The sequence below is a fragment of the Carnobacterium sp. TMP28 genome, assembly GCF_047553015.1.
In the GTDB taxonomy this organism is placed as follows: domain Bacteria; phylum Bacillota; class Bacilli; order Lactobacillales; family Carnobacteriaceae; genus Carnobacterium_A.
This window is the reverse complement of sequence record NZ_CP180212.1, coordinates 45,148-61,557: the sequence shown is the minus strand read 5'-3', so window position 1 is coordinate 61,557 and position 16,410 is coordinate 45,148. Positions and strand designations below refer to the sequence as shown.

The following is a 16,410-nucleotide window of genomic DNA, read 5'->3' as shown; positions in this document are numbered from 1 at the left end:
AAAACTGTTTTCTATTCCTAACATTAAGGAGGTGGAGTACATGTCTCTAGAAACAACTTTTTATTTTGATAGCATTCATTATAAGGCAACTGATTTTTACACCACTGTATTTGAGGTAGAAAAAGATGAATCAACCGTTTATAACGAGAAGACACTTGATGCTGATATGATTATTTTCACTAATCAAAAAAACCGGTTTGATAAACTAAAAGAAAATGGTCAAATAGAAATAGAAAAAACAACTAAAGATCGTTCTCAACCTGATACACATCAACTTTTGTGAAAAGAACGACTTAAATAAAAGTTGAAAACTCTTGTTTTTTAGATTGAGCGATTAGTCTGACTTCCCTTTTAGTCTTTAGTGAGTTTATTTTACCTTTTCATAACTGAATTTCACTGAGAGAAACCATAAAACAAGTATTTTTTTCATTCGATAGTCTATTTAATATGCCCTATAAAAAAAGTAGGCGTTCTATTATACTATCTAAAAAAAGAAGCTTATTTTAAAAAATATATCTCTTCGTATGAATAGATTTTATAACAATTTGTATTTTTTGACAATCTATTTTATTAGCAAAAAAAAGCAAACTACTACCCAATGACCCATTCGAACTTAACTGTCTCTATCGTTAGTTTAAATTAGTTAAAAAATAAATTAACTCGCGTATTAAAATAGAATTGACAAGCCCGAATGGGTTCATTATACTAAAATCAATCTAATAGCACGAACTACATTGATTGAGCAGAGTAGCAATAAGAAATGTGTCCCCAGAAAGCTAGTGGCTGATGAGAACTAGTACCATTCTTTTTTGTGAATTACACTCATGAGTAACTTGATTAACCTCAAGCGTTTAACTGGCGTTAACAGTTTATGAGTGGTCAGCAATTATGTCTTTATAATTGTCGGCAAATTGGGTGGTAACACGATAGGATTCGTCCCGATGAAAAGGTTTATTTGACTTTTCATCGGGATTTTTTGACTTTTAATACTATTTTTTATAAAGGGGAGTACGACATGACCATTATCGATGAATTAATCTGGCGTGATGCCATTAACCAACAAACAGATGAAAAAGGCCTAACTCATCTCGTTAAAAACAAGAAAATTTCTTTATACTGCGGTGTTGATCCGACTGGTGACAGTATGCATATTGGCCACCTGATTCCATTTATGATTTTAAAAAGATTCCAACTTGCTGGGCATCGTCCAGTTATTTTAATCGGCGGTGCAACCGGTACGATTGGAGATCCAAGTGGAAAGTCTGAAGAACGTGTTTTACAATCAATGGAACAGGTTCAAGAGAATGTTAGAAAACTTAGCGCACAAATGGTTCGTCTTTTCGATGCCGGTGGAGACAACGGCATTAAAATGGTAAACAATTATGACTGGACTAAAGACTTAAGTTTACTCGACTTCTTACGTGATTACGGCAAAAGTTTCAATGTTAATACGATGCTAGCTAAAGATATCGTTGCTAGTCGCTTAGAAACCGGGATTTCTTTTACAGAATTTACCTATCAAATCTTACAATCAATGGATTTCTTACATCTGTATCAACATGAAGATGTGCAATTACAAATTGGCGGAGCAGATCAATGGGGAAATATTACAGCCGGCCTGGAATTTATTCGGAAACAAGAAGGTTCAGAAGCTGAAGCATACGGCCTAACAATCCCGCTTATGTTAAAAGCGGATGGAACAAAATTTGGAAAAACAGCTGGTGGAGCAGTCTGGTTAGATCCTGAAAAAACAACACCTTACGAATTTTATCAATTTTGGCTAAACCAAGATGATCGTGATGTAGTAAAATATTTAAATTATTTCACATTCTTAACAGAAGATGAAATTGGATATTTAGCTGAAAAAGTAGCCTCTGAGCCACATAAGCGCGAAGCTCAAAAAACACTCGCACGTGAAATGACAGTATTTGTTCATGGCGATAAGGCTTTAAATGATGCTGAAAAAATTACGGCTGCTCTTTTTTCTGGTGATGTAAAGACCCTAACTGCTAACCAAATTGAAGAAGGCTTTAAAAATATGCCAACTTTTGAAGCACCTAAAGAAGAACGAAATATTGTTGAGTGGCTAGTTGATGTTGTTGGTATTGAACCTTCTAGACGTCAAGCACGTGAAGACATCATTAATGGAGCTCTTTCAATGAATGGCGAAAAAATTCTAAGTGTCGATACACTTGTTACACCTGAGAATTCATTTGATGAACGCTTTATCTTAATCCGTCGTGGAAAGAAAAAGTATTTCCTCATAAAATTAGTTTAATAATAAGATGTGCTTATTACAGGCACTGCTAAAAAGGATGTAGGTGTCTTAAACTACAGTCCTTTTTGGTCTATTTAGGAGGAAAAATCATGATTCAACTCAAAGCTGTTACTCTACTAGAAGATATTAAACTCATAGTATTGTTGGCTAAAGAGATTTGGTATGAACATTACACGGCGATCATCGGTGCCAAACAAGTTCAGTATATGCTAGCTACCTTGCAATCTGAAGAAGCTATCTTAAATGATTTGAAACAAGGAAAAAAATATACACTTGTTGAGTCAAATCGACTCATTATTGGATATGTCAGCTATGAATTAACAGCTAACCAGCTTTTTCTTAGCAAACTTTATCTTAAAAAAAGCGAGCGCGGCAAAGGTACTGGTCGGTTTATTCTAACTCAATTAATAGAGTGTGCTAAAAAAAATAAAAAAGAAGGAATTGTTTTAACAGTTAATAAAAATAATCAGGCTAGTATTGCTGCTTACAAGGCATTTGGTTTTGTTTTAATAAAAGAACAACTCGTTGATATTGGAGAGGGATATGTTATGGATGATTATGTTTTTTATTATTCTCTCTAACTAAAATGAAGTATAAAAATTACTAGCCAGAAATGAGGTTTTGTTATGAAAATAAATCGAGAAAACGATGGATTAGCTTTAGCTAAAAAGCTTCATGAAAAGAATGTTACGCCATTTGAATTAGTAGAACAAGCTTTCAAAAAAATTGAAGCTGAAAATCCAAAATGGAATGCTGTTATCCATACCCGTAAAGAAAAAGCTTTAAAAGAAGCACTAGATAAAGACTTTTCTACTACTCTATTCGGTGGGTTACCGATTTTAGTCAAAGGACTAGGCCAAGATATCGCTCAAGAGCCTAGCACCTCTGGTTCACGGCTGCTGAAAAATCATTGTGCAAAACAGACTAGTAACTTCACAAAAGCGCTAGAGAAGGCAGGATTTATTGTTATTGGTCAAACCAATACTCCTGAATTTGGTTTCAAAAATATTACAGATCCTAGTTTATACGGTCCAACACGCAATCCTTGGAATGGCGATTACTCACCAGGAGGATCAAGTGGAGGTGCTGCTGCTAGTATTGTTTCAGACATGGTTCTAATCTCTGGCGCTAGTGACGGTGGTGGATCTATTCGAATACCAGCAGCTTTTTCGGGTCTTGTTGGTTTGAAGCCCACTCGTGGCAGAACACCTATTGGACCAGGTTCTGGCCGCGGTTGGCAAGGAGCATCGATTAGTTTTGCTTTGACTAAGTCTATTCGTGACACAGCTGCTATGCTTGATGTCATGCAAACTGTTCAAGAATTAGCTGCTTTTCAAACACCACTTTTCGAACCTGGCTATTTAAATTCATTACAACAATCGCCTTCTAAAAAGTTTAAGATTGCTTATTCCTTAGTTTCACCTGTTCATGGTCCTGTTAGTTTAGATGCTAAAAAAAGTGTTTTAGAACTAGTAGACTGGTTACGTCAAGAAGGATATGAAGTGTGTGAATCTACCCCTGAGATAGATGGCGTTTCTTTGATGAAAAGTTATTACACAATGAACGCTGGAGAAACAGCAGCTATGATGGCTAACTTAGAGAAAGCTTTCCAAAGAACATTAACTAGAGAAGATATGGAATTGATGACCTGGACGCTATACAATACAGGGAAATCTATTTCTGCTGCTACCTATTCCAATAGCCTTGCTGCTTGGGATGCAGCTGCTGAGACGATGGCACATTTTCATGAGACGTATGACTTATACTTGACGCCTACTACTGCGGATAGTGCGCCTTTGATTGACGCTAACTTACAAACAGATGAACAAATCGAACGCATGAAGCAAGTGACCGAACTGACCGAACAGGAGCAACAAACTCTTGTTTGGGATATGTTTTCTGCAAGTTTAGCTATCACACCTTTTACACAGCAAGCAAATTTAACCGGACAACCTGCTATTAGTTTGCCTGTTTATTTGACAGAGAAAGGCTTGCCTATGGGGGTCCAATTCACCGCTCCAAAAGGCAAAGAGGACTGGCTGTTATCAATAGGCTATGAAATAGAAAAAGCTGGTTTATTTATCTAAATAAAAAATAGTCTACCTCTAAAGCTATACATGCTTTTTTAGGTAGACTATTTTTTAAGCTAGTTGAGTTAAAGCTTCTTCAATACTCGTATCTCCTGAAATCAAATCAACTGCTTGACGACTTATTGTTGGATAATCTAAAGCCGAAACAATCGTACTTGCTACGTCTTCCCTAGGAATTGACCTAATAGCTGTCTCTATTCCAACTTTTATACGACCTGTTCCAGGCTCATTTTCTAGCATACCTGGACGAAGAATAAGGTAGTTTAAACCACTTTTTTCTAACAGTTGGTCCGCATAATATTTAGCAGCCATATAAGGCTTCATGTCTCCGCTCCATTTTTCACGGTGATTTGATGCAATCGAACTAACCATTATAAAGCGTTTAACGCCAGCTCTTTCAGCAGCTTCTATTGTTTTAACAGCGCCATCTAAGTCGATTAGAATCGTTTTATCGTAGCCTGTAGAGCCACCCGATCCAGCTGAAAAAACAACTACATCTATCTCTTTCATTGTAGCTTGTATCGCATCAACTGAACCTTCTAAGTCAGCCAATCTTGCTTCTATACCTTTATCTTTAAAATCTGCTACTTGTTCTTCTTTTCGAACCATAGCTCGAACGTTGTGTTTCTTACCTTTTTTTAATTTTTCAACAACCATTTTTCCAATTTGACCATTAGCACCAACAATTAATACATTCATTTTTAAACAACCTCCTTGTTTTGTTATTCTAGTATAAGTTTAACAAAGATAGACAAATAAGCCACTGAAAGGAACTCCGTAGCTTATCTGAATGGTTTTAAATTTTAATAGAATCAATCTAGTGCAAAATAACCACAAACTACATCACCTACTGCTTTTGCAGCAACCATAATAGCCTCTTCATCAATATCAAACTTAGGATGATGATTAGTATAATAGGTTCTTTCTCGCTGTGATCGGCAACCGACGAAGAAAAAACAACTAGGCATTTTTCGAGAATAATAAGAAAAATCCTCGTTAGCTGCTTGCATTGGTGCTTCGACCACTTCATTCAAATAATCATCCAATCCATTTTTTAAATAATCTACTACGCTACTAGTCAATTCAGGATCATTGGTTACTGGTGGACAGCCTTCTTCAAGTGTCATTGTTGTTTGAACAGCAAACATTCCTTCTAATCCCTTTACTAAACGCATGACTTCTTTATTTAAACTATCAAAAATCGCTTGTTTCATATAGCGGATATCACCTTCGATTGTAACACTATCTTTAATCGTGTTGAAGGACCCTTTACCTTCAAATGAACCTACTGTTACTACGCCAACTTCAAAGGGGTTCAATCGTCGACTACTCACTGTTTGAAGTGCAGTTACAAAGTAGGAGCCAGCTACAATCGCATCATTCGCCTTATGCGGTGTAGAAGCATGGCCGCCTATCCCTTTGATCTCAATTTTGAATTGTGTCCCACCAGCCATTGCGGCGCCACTTCGATAAGCAACAGTACCAACTGGGTATTCAGGCATCACATGAATACCCACGATATGATCTACATCATCTAACAGGCCAGATTCCAATATATATTTAGCACCACCAGGAGGGGCTTCTTCACCATGTTGATGGATGATTTTTATTGTCCCTGGAATTTCAGCTTTTAATTCAATCAAGCAATCCGCTAATACCATTAGATAAGCAGTGTGTGCATCGTGTCCGCATGCATGCATGACACCTTTATTCTTTGATGCAAAAGATAAGCCAGTTTCTTCTTCAATTGGCAAAGCATCAAAGTCAGCTCTTAAAGCAAGTGTCTCGCCAGACTTTCCTCCTTCAATAGTGACTACAACACCGTTTCCGCCAACATTTTTTTCCACTGTTGCTTCTTTACCTTGATAAAAACTTGCAATGTAAGCAGCTGTTTCTTCTTCTTGATAAGATAATTCCGGGTGTGCGTGCAAGTGTCTTCGAATTTCAATCATTTCTTCTTTTCGCGCGTCTAGCATTGCCATCAATTTTTCTCTCATCTAAATCCCTCCAATTAAAGATAATCTAACTAATTTTTAACTCTTTAGTTGTAGCAAGTCTAATTCTTTCGTCCGTTAACCGAAAAATTGCAACAAAACACCAGCAGCTACAGCAGAGCCAATCACACCGGCAACATTGGGACCCATTGCATGCATGAGCAAGAAATTAGAAGGATTTGCTTTTACTCCTTCTTTTTGAACAACACGTGCGGCCATTGGCACTGCTGAAACACCAGCTGCACCAATCATTGGATTGACTTTACCATTCGTTAATCGACACATTAATTTACCCATTAATACGCCGCCTGCTGTTCCAATCGCAAATGCAATGAGTCCTAACAGAATAATCTTAGCCGTTTGAATGGATAAAAATAATTCTGCTTCGGCTTTTGCGCCAACGGTGATCCCTAAAAATATAGTGATGATATACATCAAAGAATGTTGAAGTGTATTGGTAATATTTGGTACTCGACCACTTTCTTTAATTAGATTTCCAAGCATAAGCATTCCAATTAAAGGAGCTGATGAGGGCAATAATAGAATAACAAAAATTGTTACAACTATTGGAAATACTATTTTCTCTTTTTGTGAGACTGGTCTCAACTGCTCCATTTTTATCTCTCGTTCTTTTTTTGTTGTTAATAATCTAATAATGGGTGGCTGAATAATGGGGACAAGGGCCATATAGGAATAGGCTGCTAAGGCAATACTTGAAAGCAAGTGAGGAGCCAATTTACTTGTTAAAAAAATAGCTGTTGGTCCATCTGCTCCACCGATAATCCCTACAGACGCCGCTTCTGGTCCTAACATACCCATAGCTAAAGCTCCAAAAAATGCGACAAATATTCCAATCTGAGCTGCTCCACCAAGCAATAGCGTCTTAGGGTTAGCAATTAAAGGACCAAAATCTGTTGCTGCTCCTAGACAAAGAAAAATTAAAGGTGGATAGATACCTAAGTTTGTCCCTTGATACAAATAATACAATAACCCACCATTCGTACCATCCAGAGGCGGTGCCATTAATCCTCCTGTTGGTAAATTGACTAATAACATACCAAAAGCAATAGGTATCAATAAATAAGGTTCATACCCTTTTTTTATCGCTAAATATAAAAAGAGACAAGCAATACCAATCATAATAACGTGTTTATAAGAGAGGTTCGCAAATCCTGAATGCATCACTATATCTTTTATTGCTTCAATCATCATAATAGCTCCTCATCTGACATTATAGTCTGACTAAATTAGCTCCTACCTCGACGGCCATTCCTTTTGAAACCATCACTTCTTTTATCGTTCCATCTTGGGGTGCAACAATCTCATTTTCCATTTTCATTGCTTCTAAAACACACAAGACTTGTCCAGCTTTTATAGTCTCACCTAACTGGACTAACACACTAATGATTGTTCCAGGCATTGGTGCTTTTACATCAATTCCATCTAGAATAGGCGTTTTTGCTGCTTCTTCTTTTTTGTTTTCATTATCCAAGACTAATGCCTTATTTTTACTATCTGCTTTGTCAACTTCTTCTACTGAAACCTGGTAAACTTTATTGTTTACTGTAACTTCATACGTTTTCATCCTACTAAGCTCCTTTATCTTACTCGTTTTATAGAAATGACTTGATAGTGTTTATCTTGTTGGTCTTCATTCGCTAAAATTAAAGCCATTAAAACTGCCACTGTTTTTGTTTCATCATCTTCTTCTAAAGTATTTTTCACCACTGCAAGAGGCGTTTTTTCTTTTTTTACCGATTTTTCTTCTTTGAAAAGGTACTTAAATGACATCAAAATCAGTTGCAATCCAAAAAGTACAAGAAAAACGATTACAAGCGATGTGATAGATACATTAAGGCCTTCTAATAAGCTGATATCAGACATTTAATCCCTCCTACATACTCGCATTGATTCGGATAACTTCCTTGAGAGATACTTTTTCAGGCTGGTATTTATTCTTTAAAAATAGTTCCCCTAATTGTGGAAACATCGCATAAATTAAAATATCCTCATCTGTCTTAGCAAAAAAACCTATCGCTTTCTTTTGCTTTTCAAACTCAGGCTCTAACAAATCTGCTGGTCTACCTGTGATACCTTCTTCTTTACCAATAATAAGTTGCTTCATTGACTCACTAATCGGTGCTGGTGGAGTACCGTATAGACCACGAACATAATCTTTAATCTCATTCGGAATCATTTTATAGCGTTCTCCTGATAAAACATTAAATACTGCTTGTGTGCCTATCATTTGGCTCATAGGTGTTACTAACGGTGGATAACCCAAGTCTTCACGTACTCTAGGTACCTCACGCAAGACTTCTTCATACCGGTCTTTTGCATTAGCCTGTTTTAATTGTGCATACAAATTGGATAACATCCCACCTGGAACTTGATACAACAAAGCTTTTGGATCGACAGTCATCATTTTAGGGTCTAAAATCATCTCTTTTAAATAATAATCTTTAATTGGCTTAAAATAATCAGCTATTTCCTCTAAAACGTCTTTATTTAAATGAGTCTCATAGCCTAACTCTGTTAAAACAATGCTTAAGGACTCCGTAGCTGGCTGACTTGTCCCACCTGAAAAAGGAGAAATAGCGGTATCGATAATATCTGCTCCTACTTCAATAGCTGTTAAATAAGTCATTTCTGATACGCCACTTGTTGCATGTGTGTGAATTTCGATGGGTAAAGAGGTTACCTGTTTAAGAGCAGGAATTATTTTTTTTACAACAGATGGTGTTAAAATACCCGCCATATCTTTAATACAAATTGAATCCGCTCCTAATTCATCTAATCTTTTCGTTAAATCTTGATAGTAATCAATCGTATGGACTGGGCTAATCGTATAACAGATGGTTAATTGGGCGTGTCCACCATGTTTTTTTATCGCGTCTACACACGCTCCCATATTGCGACTATCATTTAAAGCATCAAACACTCGGATAATATCTATTCCATTCTCAATCATCTTTTCAATAAATTTATCAACAATATCATCTGCATAATGGCGGTAACCTAATAAATTTTGGCCACGTAAAAGCATTTGTAAAGGTGTATGGGTCACTCTTTTTTTAATTTCTCTCAATCGTTCCCATGGATCCTCGTTTAAAAATCGTATCGATGCATCAAATGTTGCCCCTCCCCAACACTCAATAGCATGGTAACCTGCTTCATCCATCTTCTCTAGGATTGGCAACATTTCTGCTGTCTTCATGCGTGTTGCCATTAAGCTCTGGTGAGCATCTCTTAAAACTGTTTCTGTAAATTTGATTTCTTTTTTCTTAGTCAATCCCTTCACATCCTATCTCAAGTCACTGCTTAGTCCTTAAAATTTATTTCTGTATAAATAAATTAATCCCTTCGCAATCCACCCTTCTTCATTATTTTTATCAAATCTCTTGTTTTATAATAAAACGCTTACATTTAGAGGTTTACCTTTTGTGTTTATTTTAACATAAGATTCTATAATCGCACCTATTATCCTACTAAAACTCTTTATTTCATTAAAAATTGAATTTTAATACTCAGTACAGTACACTTTAACCTAGATAGAAATGTCTAGATTTAAAAAAACGAATCTACTCTTTACAAAAAAACATCACTGGAGGAATAATGGATGCGGATTGGAATAATTGGTTTGGGTGATATTGCTCAAAAAGCTTATTTACCTGTTCTTAGTGAAAAAGAAGGCATTGAATTGGTTCTTTGCACTCGTAATAAAGAAAAACTAGAAAGATTGGCTAAAAAATACCGTATATCAGATTATGTACAAACTGTCGATGAATTAATCGATCTAAATATTGATGCTGTTTTAATTTGTACTCCTTCTCCTACTCATTTTGACCTAACTAAAAAAATAATGGAACATGCTATTCACGTCTATATTGATAAACCGATTGCAATGAATTTAGAAGAAACAAAACAAATTGTTCAACTAGCTAAAGAAAAAGAGTTAATTGCAATGGTCGGGTTTAATCGAAGATTCGCTCCAATGGTTGCTACTTTAAAAAACGAAGGAAAAGCAGATATGGTTGTCATCCAAAAAAACAGATACATTCTTCCCGGCGATAAGAGACATTTTATCGTTCAAGATTTTATTCATGTTGTGGATACATTGCGTTTTCTTATGGATACAAAAGTAATAGGCTTAACCGTTCAGCACTTAGAAAAAGACGGCTTACTCTACAATGTTGTCATCCAATTAATCGGAAAAGATTGTACCGCTATCGGTATTATGAATCGGAATAATGGTACGACAGAAGAAATAATCGAGTATATGGCTGAAGGAAATAAGCTTGTTGTTAATGATCTCGTTGAAACGACTCATTATTTAAATAATAAAAAAACAACGATTGATTTTAATGGTTGGGAACCGACTTTAGCTAAAAGAGGCTTTTATCACATTATTGATCACTTTATTGAATGTGTGAGCCAGAATAAACAGCCTAATCCCTCCCTTTCTGATTCTCTTATTACCCACGAAATTTGCGAAGAAATTTATAAAAGAGTGACAAAATAAGTACCAACTTTGTTCATCATTAAAAGAAGTCCTAAAAAAGTATCTTTACAAAATAGATACTTGTTTTTAGGACTTCTCTTTTTTATATTTAGTTATGCCAATCTCTTGGACTCCATAATCTTCCGTCTAATTCACCTTCCATTTGACTGATTCGTTTAACTTGTTCTTTTACTAACTCAGAAGTTGCTTTGATAAGTGCCTTTTGTTTGTATTCTTGGCTACTCATAAATAATTTTTCTAGTTCTACTAATAGCCAGTCTTCTTTTTCCATCGTAAACCTCCTAGTTCATGTCGTCTAATAAAATTTTTAAGTCATCGATTGTTTCTCTATTTTCTTCGATCATTTCAATAACATGCTGCACTATTTCTTCATTTCCTATCCCTAACGTAGTTGTATTTGTTTTTTCTAGTTGGTTCAATAGCCAAGTTTCACGTGATAATAAACTCTGTTCTGAATCACCAGTCACAAATAGTTGGTAGTCAATTAATACTGTCATTTTTTCTTGTTCAGTCATATAGACAAATTGATAGATAGAAAATGTTTTGAGAAACGTCATTCCTGTTTTATGAGCCATTGCTTGGAAGGGTTTGGTTAGTTCGTCCATACTAAACAATTCTTTTCCACCTGCTTGATAATCTGATTTTGCAGCACCTATAAGTAAAACCAGCGCAAATTCTTTATTTTGTAATTGAGTACCTTTTTTTCCATAAGCAAAATCATCTGTCAAAACTTCATCTTGCCATTGTTTAAGCAATGCTGGCGAACTATACCAATAAAGCGGAAATTGAAAAATAATACGATCATGAGCGGCTACTAATTTTTGCTCCGCAACAACATCAATCGGAGCATCGGAATAAAGCTCCTCTAAGTGATGGATGGTTACATCATGGTCATCTGGAATGGAATGAAGCAAATACTGTTGACTGCTTGATTCTTTAATTTCAGGATGAGAAATAATAATTAATGTTTTCACTTATTTATTCTCCTTCGTCTTTTGTTTTTATACTCATTATAATCTATTACTTGGTTATAAGTATAAATAAATTAGAAAAAAAAAGAAAGAAATCGGCTTTTCACCTCTTCTTCTCTTTTATCTTACTTTTATTATAAATAGGCAAGTAATTCTTTTTTAAAGGCAGAAAGCATTGGCAATTTTTGAATAGGAACTAACTCAATCTCTAAATTGATTAATAAATTTTCCAAATACCTTGCTACTCTATAGTACTGGTCAGTGTTAACAACGATTTTAGGTGGTTTTTTATTTTCTGATAAAATTAATTGAATCATTAAGCGCTGAATCGTTTCACTGTCTCCAGGCTTGAAAAACTCACTACATATGATTTCACTTTCTTCACTATCTACTATTAGCAGAGCTAATGGAAAAAAAGGCCTCTCTCCTTCTATGGAAACAACAGGCGAATTCATAAAATCAATATCTATTTCCCATATACTGGAACCAATTTTTTGACTACTTACTCGTTCCATTTCAAAAGAAGTTAAAAAAATTGGTGCCATTTTTTTTAACTGAGACGTTCCTTCCATCACGTTTTTAGGTAATCTAAATAAGCCATCTTTATAAGTATCATTTTTTTGATACGTTCGAATCAGTATCTCTGTCAGTTGTTTTTTTTCTTTGTAAATCGTTAATTTCTTTTTAAAATCTTTAGCTGTTTCTACTAATTTTTCCATCACTTCTATGAGCAACACATTATCTGACTCATCTATTATTGAAGGATAGTAACCTGGAAAATAATCCACAAAAATAGGCCAAGATTTTTTCCCTCTAAAAGATACACCACTGTCTTTAATGAGTTTGTACTCTTCTTCACTAACAACCGCTCTATCTTCGAATTCTAAAGACAGACCACTCTGTAAGTAGGTGACATCTGGTATCGTTCGACTATTTTGTTGCTTTGCTCTTATCCTTGCTTCAAAAAAACAAGCTAGTTCTTCTAAATTCCGATAAAACAAAAATCCATACCTAGGATCCGTTTGGCCTAATACAGAGACAATAATCGGTTCTTTACGGTTAGCTAGTTGAATGGCAATCAAATCAGTCTCTAGATAATCATTCCATAACTTTTCTTTATATAATTGTTTAGCAAGTAAATACAACTGTTTTTGCTGATTCATCCTAGTCTAACCCCTCTCTTAGATAACTAACTATCTTATTCTTTTATTATACCAAATTAAAACGGTTACAAGTCAGTTATTTTATTATATTATTCTGTTCATTTTTTATTTATCTCTTTAAGCTAAGTATTTGTTGTTCTCTATAAAAACGGTTACAATGATAGAATAGATAAAAATAGAGCAATAGGAGGACTTTTCTAATGAAAAAAATTATAAATGATCCCTCATCTATTTTAGATGAGATGCTTGATGGTATAGCTTTTGCCTATGACAACCTAGTAGAACGTTTGCCTGAATCAACTGTTCTTCATCGAAGAACGTCACACAACAAAAAAGTAGCCCTCGTTAGTGGTGGTGGAAGTGGTCACGAACCTGCCCATGCCGGCTTTGTTGGACAAGGAATGCTTTCTGCTGCCGTTTGTGGGGAAGTATTTACATCTCCTACACCTGATCAAATTCTAACAGGCATTAAAGCTAGTGATGAAGGCCAAGGTGTTTTTTTAATTATTAAAAACTATTCTGGTGATATTATGAATTTTGATATGGCAAAAGAATTAGCTGAAATGGAAGATATCGCCGTTGACTTTGTCGTTGTCGATGATGATATTGCCGTTGAAGATAGTACCTATACAGCAGGAAAAAGAGGCATTGCTGGAACTGTATTTGTTCATAAGATTTTAGGTGCTGCAGCAGATGAAGGGCTCTCTTTAAAAGAAATGAAACAACTAGCCGATCAACTAATCCCAACTATTAAATCTCTTGGCGTAGCTTTAGGTGCTGCTACTGTTCCGGAAGTAGGAAAACCAGGCTTTGAATTAGCAGAAGATGAAATTGAATTTGGTGTTGGTATTCATGGTGAACCAGGATACCGTAGAGAAAAAATTAAACCTTCTAAAGCATTAGCAAAAGAAATGATTGATAAATTAAAAGAAGAATTCAACTGGCAAAAAGGCGACAAATATGCTGTATTAGTCAATGGTATGGGCGCAACACCTTTGATGGAACAATTTATCTTTATGAATGATGTTAAAGAATTATTAACCAATGAGGGCATTGAATTAGTTTTCAAAAAAGTCGGAGACTACATGACCTCAATTGATATGAAAGGTCTCTCATTAACCTTAGTCAAATTAGAGGATGATAAATGGCTCGACTATTTGAACGCACCCGTAAACACTATTGCTTGGTAGGAAAGGATGATTAATATGCTCTCTTTAGAAAAGACAAAAAAATGGATCACTCTTTTTACAGCTCAATTATTAGAAAATAAAGTCTATCTAAGTGAATTAGATACAGCAATTGGTGACGGAGATCACGGCACCAATATGGCTCGAGGAGCAACAGCTTTAAATGACGTTTTAGATTCTAAAAATCCAGAAGATCTTCCTTCTTTTCTAAAATTAATTGGAATGACTTTAGTTAGTAAAGTCGGTGGTGCTTCTGGACCGTTGTATGGTTCTGCTTTCATTAGTATGGCAAAAGCTAGTCAAGAAAGTTCTGATTTATCTGTTCTTTTAGAAGCCGGCTTAGAGGGTATTCAAAAAAGAGGAAAAGCTGTAGCAGGTGAAAAGACACTAGTTGATGAGTGGGTTCCAGTTATTGAAGCCGTTAAACAAAACAAGCTAACGAGTAGATTGATTGAAGAAAGTGTCCAACTTACTAAAGAGATGAAAGCAACTAAAGGACGAGCATCTTATTTAGGTGATCGCTCAATAGGACATATCGACCCAGGTGCTATGTCTAGTAGCTACCTGTTTAAAACAATGATGGAAGCCGGTGTTTACGATAACTAGAGAGTATGGAGTCTTATTAATTTCACATGTAGAAGAGTTAGCAAACGGTGTTGCCACTTTACTAAACGAAGTTGCAGCTGACGTTACAATTAAAACTGCCGGCGGAACTTCACAAAGAACAGTTGGAACTAGTTTTGATAAAATAAAAGACAGGCTAGAATCATTTGAAGAAAAAACAATTTTAACTTTCTACGATTTAGGTAGTGCAAAAATGAATGTAGAATTAGCTGCTGAAGTCTCCGATAAAATTATACTCGTTTATGATATAGCCTTCGTAGAAGGTGCTTATACGGCTGCTGCATTGCTACAAGCAAAAGTTCCGCTCAAGACAATTGAAGAACAGCTCATCCCTTTAAAAATAAACTAATTTAAATACGATGGCTAAAAAAGAAAGCTCCTTATCTATCAGCTTTCTTTTTTATACTTGTATTTATTTATCTGTTATTTATGTGAAAAAGTGAGCATAAAACGTTTTCTTATGATATAATAAGTTTATATATGAATAGGAGGTTATTTTTATGGCAATAGAAACATTTCATGCAGTAGCTAAATCAATCGGTGGGTTAAAAGTCTCATGTACCTCAAGGAACTTTGAATTTATCTTGGACGAGCCAAAAAATCTAGGTGGATCAAATGAAGCGATGAATCCTGTTGAAGCACTACTCTCTTCTCTTGGTGGTTGTAAAGTAATCGTAGCTCGCTCTTTTGCTAAGATGCACGGTATTAACTTAAAAGATATTCGTGTAGAATTAGAAGGTGAATTGGATCCAGATGGCTTTATGGGAAAAAATAAAGAGGCTAAGATAGGTTTCTCTTCAATTGTGTCTAACATCTATATCGATGCAGATAATACAGATGAAGAAATTGCTAATTTTGTAGCTTTTATTGACCGTACTTGTCCAGTGGCTGATACAATCCACAATGCACCAACTACTAAAACAAAAATCCATAAAATTTAATTCAAAAACACGAGCTTTTTCTCTTTTATTCAAAGAAAAAGCTCGTGTTTTTGGTTATTTTTAGTCATTTCGGTAACGAATAGCTAATCCTTTCAAGAAGTTTCTAGCATAACGGTCACCACATTCTTTATAATTGCGTTGTCCTTCTCTTCTTAAAACAGCACTTAATTCACTTTTTGATAAGTGAACGCCTGTTTCGTCTAAAATCTCCAGTATATCCTCACTAGTCAAAGAAAGAGCTATTTTTAATTTTTTCAATAAGACATTATTAACACTTTGGTCATTTCTCATCATGACTTCTGCTTTTTTTGTCGGTTCTCCTGGCTTGACTTCTTGTCTGCCTCTTTTAAAAATAATCAAACCATTTAAAAAAGATTCCAATACTGTATTTTTACATTTTTTCATGTATTCATTAACGGAATAGCCTTCGTCATCTTCTTGATTTTGTTTAGCTTTAATCTTTGTTAAAAGTTGTTGAACCTCTTCTTTAGTCATATCCAACTCACCTAATTTAAATAGTTCGACCATTTCTACATCTTTAATATCTAATGCATATCTTAAGCGTACGAGTCTATCATTATTATTCATTTTTTATCCTCCGAGTCCTTTGAATTAGGCTATTTAGCCCTAGACGAGTTTA

General features: G+C 35.2%; 19 protein-coding genes. 9 read left to right on the top strand and 10 right to left on the bottom strand.

Annotated elements, in window-relative coordinates; all coding sequences use genetic code 11:
- Nucleotides 1–40 precede the first annotated feature (40 nt).
- From ACMHYH_RS00295 to ACMHYH_RS00280, 4 genes are all read left to right on the top strand, one after another.
- On the top strand, nt 41–283 hold the full coding sequence (locus ACMHYH_RS00295) for a hypothetical protein (protein WP_414839443.1): 243 nt from the start codon (nt 41–43) through the stop codon (nt 281–283).
- Between the two features lie 732 nt (nt 284–1,015).
- Complete coding sequence (tyrS, locus tag ACMHYH_RS00290) at nt 1,016–2,278, top strand: tyrosine--tRNA ligase (RefSeq protein WP_414839442.1); 1,263 nt, start codon at nt 1,016–1,018, stop codon at nt 2,276–2,278.
- An 89-nt stretch (nt 2,279–2,367) separates the two neighbouring features.
- Nucleotides 2,368–2,859, top strand: a complete 492-nt coding sequence (locus ACMHYH_RS00285; protein WP_414839441.1) for an N-acetyltransferase family protein — start codon at nt 2,368–2,370, stop codon at nt 2,857–2,859.
- A gap of 45 nt (nt 2,860–2,904) precedes the next feature.
- The gene (locus ACMHYH_RS00280) at nt 2,905–4,365 is read left to right on the top strand and encodes an amidase (protein WP_414839440.1); all 1,461 of its coding nucleotides are present in this window, start codon (nt 2,905–2,907) and stop codon (nt 4,363–4,365) included.
- Between the two features lie 54 nt (nt 4,366–4,419).
- Here the strand turns inward: ACMHYH_RS00280 and ACMHYH_RS00275 are convergent, their stop codons facing one another.
- From ACMHYH_RS00275 to ACMHYH_RS00250, 6 genes are all read right to left on the bottom strand, one after another.
- On the bottom strand, nt 4,420–5,067 hold the full coding sequence (locus tag ACMHYH_RS00275; RefSeq protein ID WP_414839439.1) for an SDR family oxidoreductase: 648 nt from the start codon (nt 5,065–5,067) through the stop codon (nt 4,420–4,422).
- Between the two features lie 113 nt (nt 5,068–5,180).
- Nucleotides 5,181–6,365, bottom strand: coding sequence for an amidohydrolase (locus tag ACMHYH_RS00270; protein ID WP_414839438.1), 1,185 nt, complete (start codon nt 6,363–6,365; stop codon nt 5,181–5,183).
- A gap of 75 nt (nt 6,366–6,440) precedes the next feature.
- Nucleotides 6,441–7,571 (bottom strand): sodium ion-translocating decarboxylase subunit beta, encoded by a 1,131-nt coding sequence (locus tag ACMHYH_RS00265; protein WP_414839437.1) that lies wholly within the window; start codon nt 7,569–7,571, stop codon nt 6,441–6,443.
- Between the two features lie 22 nt (nt 7,572–7,593).
- Nucleotides 7,594–7,947, bottom strand: a complete 354-nt coding sequence (locus ACMHYH_RS00260; RefSeq protein ID WP_414839436.1) for a biotin/lipoyl-containing protein — start codon at nt 7,945–7,947, stop codon at nt 7,594–7,596.
- 14 nt (nt 7,948–7,961) lie between these two features.
- On the bottom strand, nt 7,962–8,246 hold the full coding sequence (locus ACMHYH_RS00255) for an OadG family protein (RefSeq protein ID WP_414839435.1): 285 nt from the start codon (nt 8,244–8,246) through the stop codon (nt 7,962–7,964).
- A gap of 10 nt (nt 8,247–8,256) precedes the next feature.
- A complete protein-coding gene (locus tag ACMHYH_RS00250) occupies nt 8,257–9,654 on the bottom strand; it encodes an oxaloacetate decarboxylase subunit alpha (RefSeq protein ID WP_414839434.1) in 1,398 nt (465 codons plus the stop codon).
- Nucleotides 9,655–9,981: 327 nt separating this feature from the next.
- On the opposite strand from ACMHYH_RS00250, the gene ACMHYH_RS00245 reads away from it, so the two are divergent.
- Nucleotides 9,982–10,884 carry a Gfo/Idh/MocA family protein gene (locus ACMHYH_RS00245; RefSeq protein WP_414839433.1) on the top strand — a complete coding sequence of 301 codons (903 nt, stop codon included), beginning with the start codon at nt 9,982–9,984 and terminating at the stop codon, nt 10,882–10,884.
- A gap of 88 nt (nt 10,885–10,972) precedes the next feature.
- On the opposite strand, the gene ACMHYH_RS00240 is transcribed toward ACMHYH_RS00245, so the two are convergent.
- The 3 genes from ACMHYH_RS00240 to ACMHYH_RS00230 all read right to left on the bottom strand — a co-directional run bounded on the left by ACMHYH_RS00240 (nt 10,973) and on the right by ACMHYH_RS00230 (nt 13,018).
- Nucleotides 10,973–11,155, bottom strand: coding sequence for a hypothetical protein (locus tag ACMHYH_RS00240; RefSeq protein ID WP_414839432.1), 183 nt, complete (start codon nt 11,153–11,155; stop codon nt 10,973–10,975).
- 10 nt (nt 11,156–11,165) lie between these two features.
- Entirely contained in the window at nt 11,166–11,858 is a 693-nt protein-coding gene (locus tag ACMHYH_RS00235) for an NAD(P)H-dependent oxidoreductase (protein WP_414839431.1), read from the bottom strand.
- A 131-nt stretch (nt 11,859–11,989) separates the two neighbouring features.
- Nucleotides 11,990–13,018: a DUF6930 domain-containing protein gene (locus tag ACMHYH_RS00230; RefSeq protein WP_414839430.1), complete on the bottom strand. Its 1,029-nt coding sequence runs from the start codon at nt 13,016–13,018 to the stop codon at nt 11,990–11,992.
- A 200-nt stretch (nt 13,019–13,218) separates the two neighbouring features.
- On the opposite strand from ACMHYH_RS00230, the gene dhaK reads away from it, so the two are divergent.
- From dhaK to ACMHYH_RS00210, 4 genes are all read left to right on the top strand, one after another.
- A complete protein-coding gene (gene dhaK / locus ACMHYH_RS00225; protein ID WP_414839429.1) occupies nt 13,219–14,208 on the top strand; it encodes a dihydroxyacetone kinase subunit DhaK in 990 nt (329 codons plus the stop codon).
- Nucleotides 14,209–14,223: 15 nt separating this feature from the next.
- The gene (gene dhaL / locus ACMHYH_RS00220; RefSeq protein WP_414840396.1) at nt 14,224–14,811 is read left to right on the top strand and encodes a dihydroxyacetone kinase subunit DhaL; all 588 of its coding nucleotides are present in this window, start codon (nt 14,224–14,226) and stop codon (nt 14,809–14,811) included.
- Complete coding sequence (gene dhaM, locus ACMHYH_RS00215) at nt 14,804–15,178, top strand: dihydroxyacetone kinase phosphoryl donor subunit DhaM (RefSeq protein WP_414840395.1); 375 nt, start codon at nt 14,804–14,806, stop codon at nt 15,176–15,178. Before dhaL ends, dhaM begins: the two co-directional genes overlap by 8 nt.
- Nucleotides 15,179–15,329: 151 nt before the next feature.
- Nucleotides 15,330–15,770: an OsmC family protein gene (locus ACMHYH_RS00210; RefSeq protein WP_414839428.1), complete on the top strand. Its 441-nt coding sequence runs from the start codon at nt 15,330–15,332 to the stop codon at nt 15,768–15,770.
- Between the two features lie 60 nt (nt 15,771–15,830).
- On the opposite strand, the gene ACMHYH_RS00205 is transcribed toward ACMHYH_RS00210, so the two are convergent.
- Nucleotides 15,831–16,358 (bottom strand): DUF1456 family protein, encoded by a 528-nt coding sequence (locus tag ACMHYH_RS00205; protein ID WP_414839427.1) that lies wholly within the window; start codon nt 16,356–16,358, stop codon nt 15,831–15,833.
- Between the last annotated feature and the right edge of the window lie 52 nt (nt 16,359–16,410).

Excerpts from the sequence above, each read along its gene's own strand:
- ACMHYH_RS00295 (WP_414839443.1), top strand. The coding sequence starts at position 41 with ATGTCTCTAGAAACAACTTTTTATTTTGATAGCATTCATTATAAGGCA.
- tyrS (WP_414839442.1), top strand. The coding sequence starts at position 1,016 with ATGACCATTATCGATGAATTAATCTGGCGTGATGCCATTAACCAACAA.
- ACMHYH_RS00285 (WP_414839441.1), top strand. The coding sequence starts at position 2,368 with ATGATTCAACTCAAAGCTGTTACTCTACTAGAAGATATTAAACTCATA.
- ACMHYH_RS00280 (WP_414839440.1), top strand. The coding sequence starts at position 2,905 with ATGAAAATAAATCGAGAAAACGATGGATTAGCTTTAGCTAAAAAGCTT.
- ACMHYH_RS00275 (WP_414839439.1), bottom strand. The coding sequence starts at position 5,067 with ATGAATGTATTAATTGTTGGTGCTAATGGTCAAATTGGAAAAATGGTT.
- ACMHYH_RS00270 (WP_414839438.1), bottom strand. The coding sequence starts at position 6,365 with ATGAGAGAAAAATTGATGGCAATGCTAGACGCGCGAAAAGAAGAAATG.
- ACMHYH_RS00265 (WP_414839437.1), bottom strand. The coding sequence starts at position 7,571 with ATGATTGAAGCAATAAAAGATATAGTGATGCATTCAGGATTTGCGAAC.
- ACMHYH_RS00260 (WP_414839436.1), bottom strand. The coding sequence starts at position 7,947 with ATGAAAACGTATGAAGTTACAGTAAACAATAAAGTTTACCAGGTTTCA.
- ACMHYH_RS00255 (WP_414839435.1), bottom strand. The coding sequence starts at position 8,246 with ATGTCTGATATCAGCTTATTAGAAGGCCTTAATGTATCTATCACATCG.
- ACMHYH_RS00245 (WP_414839433.1), top strand. The coding sequence starts at position 9,982 with ATGCGGATTGGAATAATTGGTTTGGGTGATATTGCTCAAAAAGCTTAT.
- ACMHYH_RS00240 (WP_414839432.1), bottom strand. The coding sequence starts at position 11,155 with ATGGAAAAAGAAGACTGGCTATTAGTAGAACTAGAAAAATTATTTATG.
- ACMHYH_RS00230 (WP_414839430.1), bottom strand. The coding sequence starts at position 13,018 with ATGAATCAGCAAAAACAGTTGTATTTACTTGCTAAACAATTATATAAA.
- dhaK (WP_414839429.1), top strand. The coding sequence starts at position 13,219 with ATGAAAAAAATTATAAATGATCCCTCATCTATTTTAGATGAGATGCTT.
- dhaL (WP_414840396.1), top strand. The coding sequence starts at position 14,224 with ATGCTCTCTTTAGAAAAGACAAAAAAATGGATCACTCTTTTTACAGCT.
- ACMHYH_RS00210 (WP_414839428.1), top strand. The coding sequence starts at position 15,330 with ATGGCAATAGAAACATTTCATGCAGTAGCTAAATCAATCGGTGGGTTA.
- ACMHYH_RS00205 (WP_414839427.1), bottom strand. The coding sequence starts at position 16,358 with ATGAATAATAATGATAGACTCGTACGCTTAAGATATGCATTAGATATT.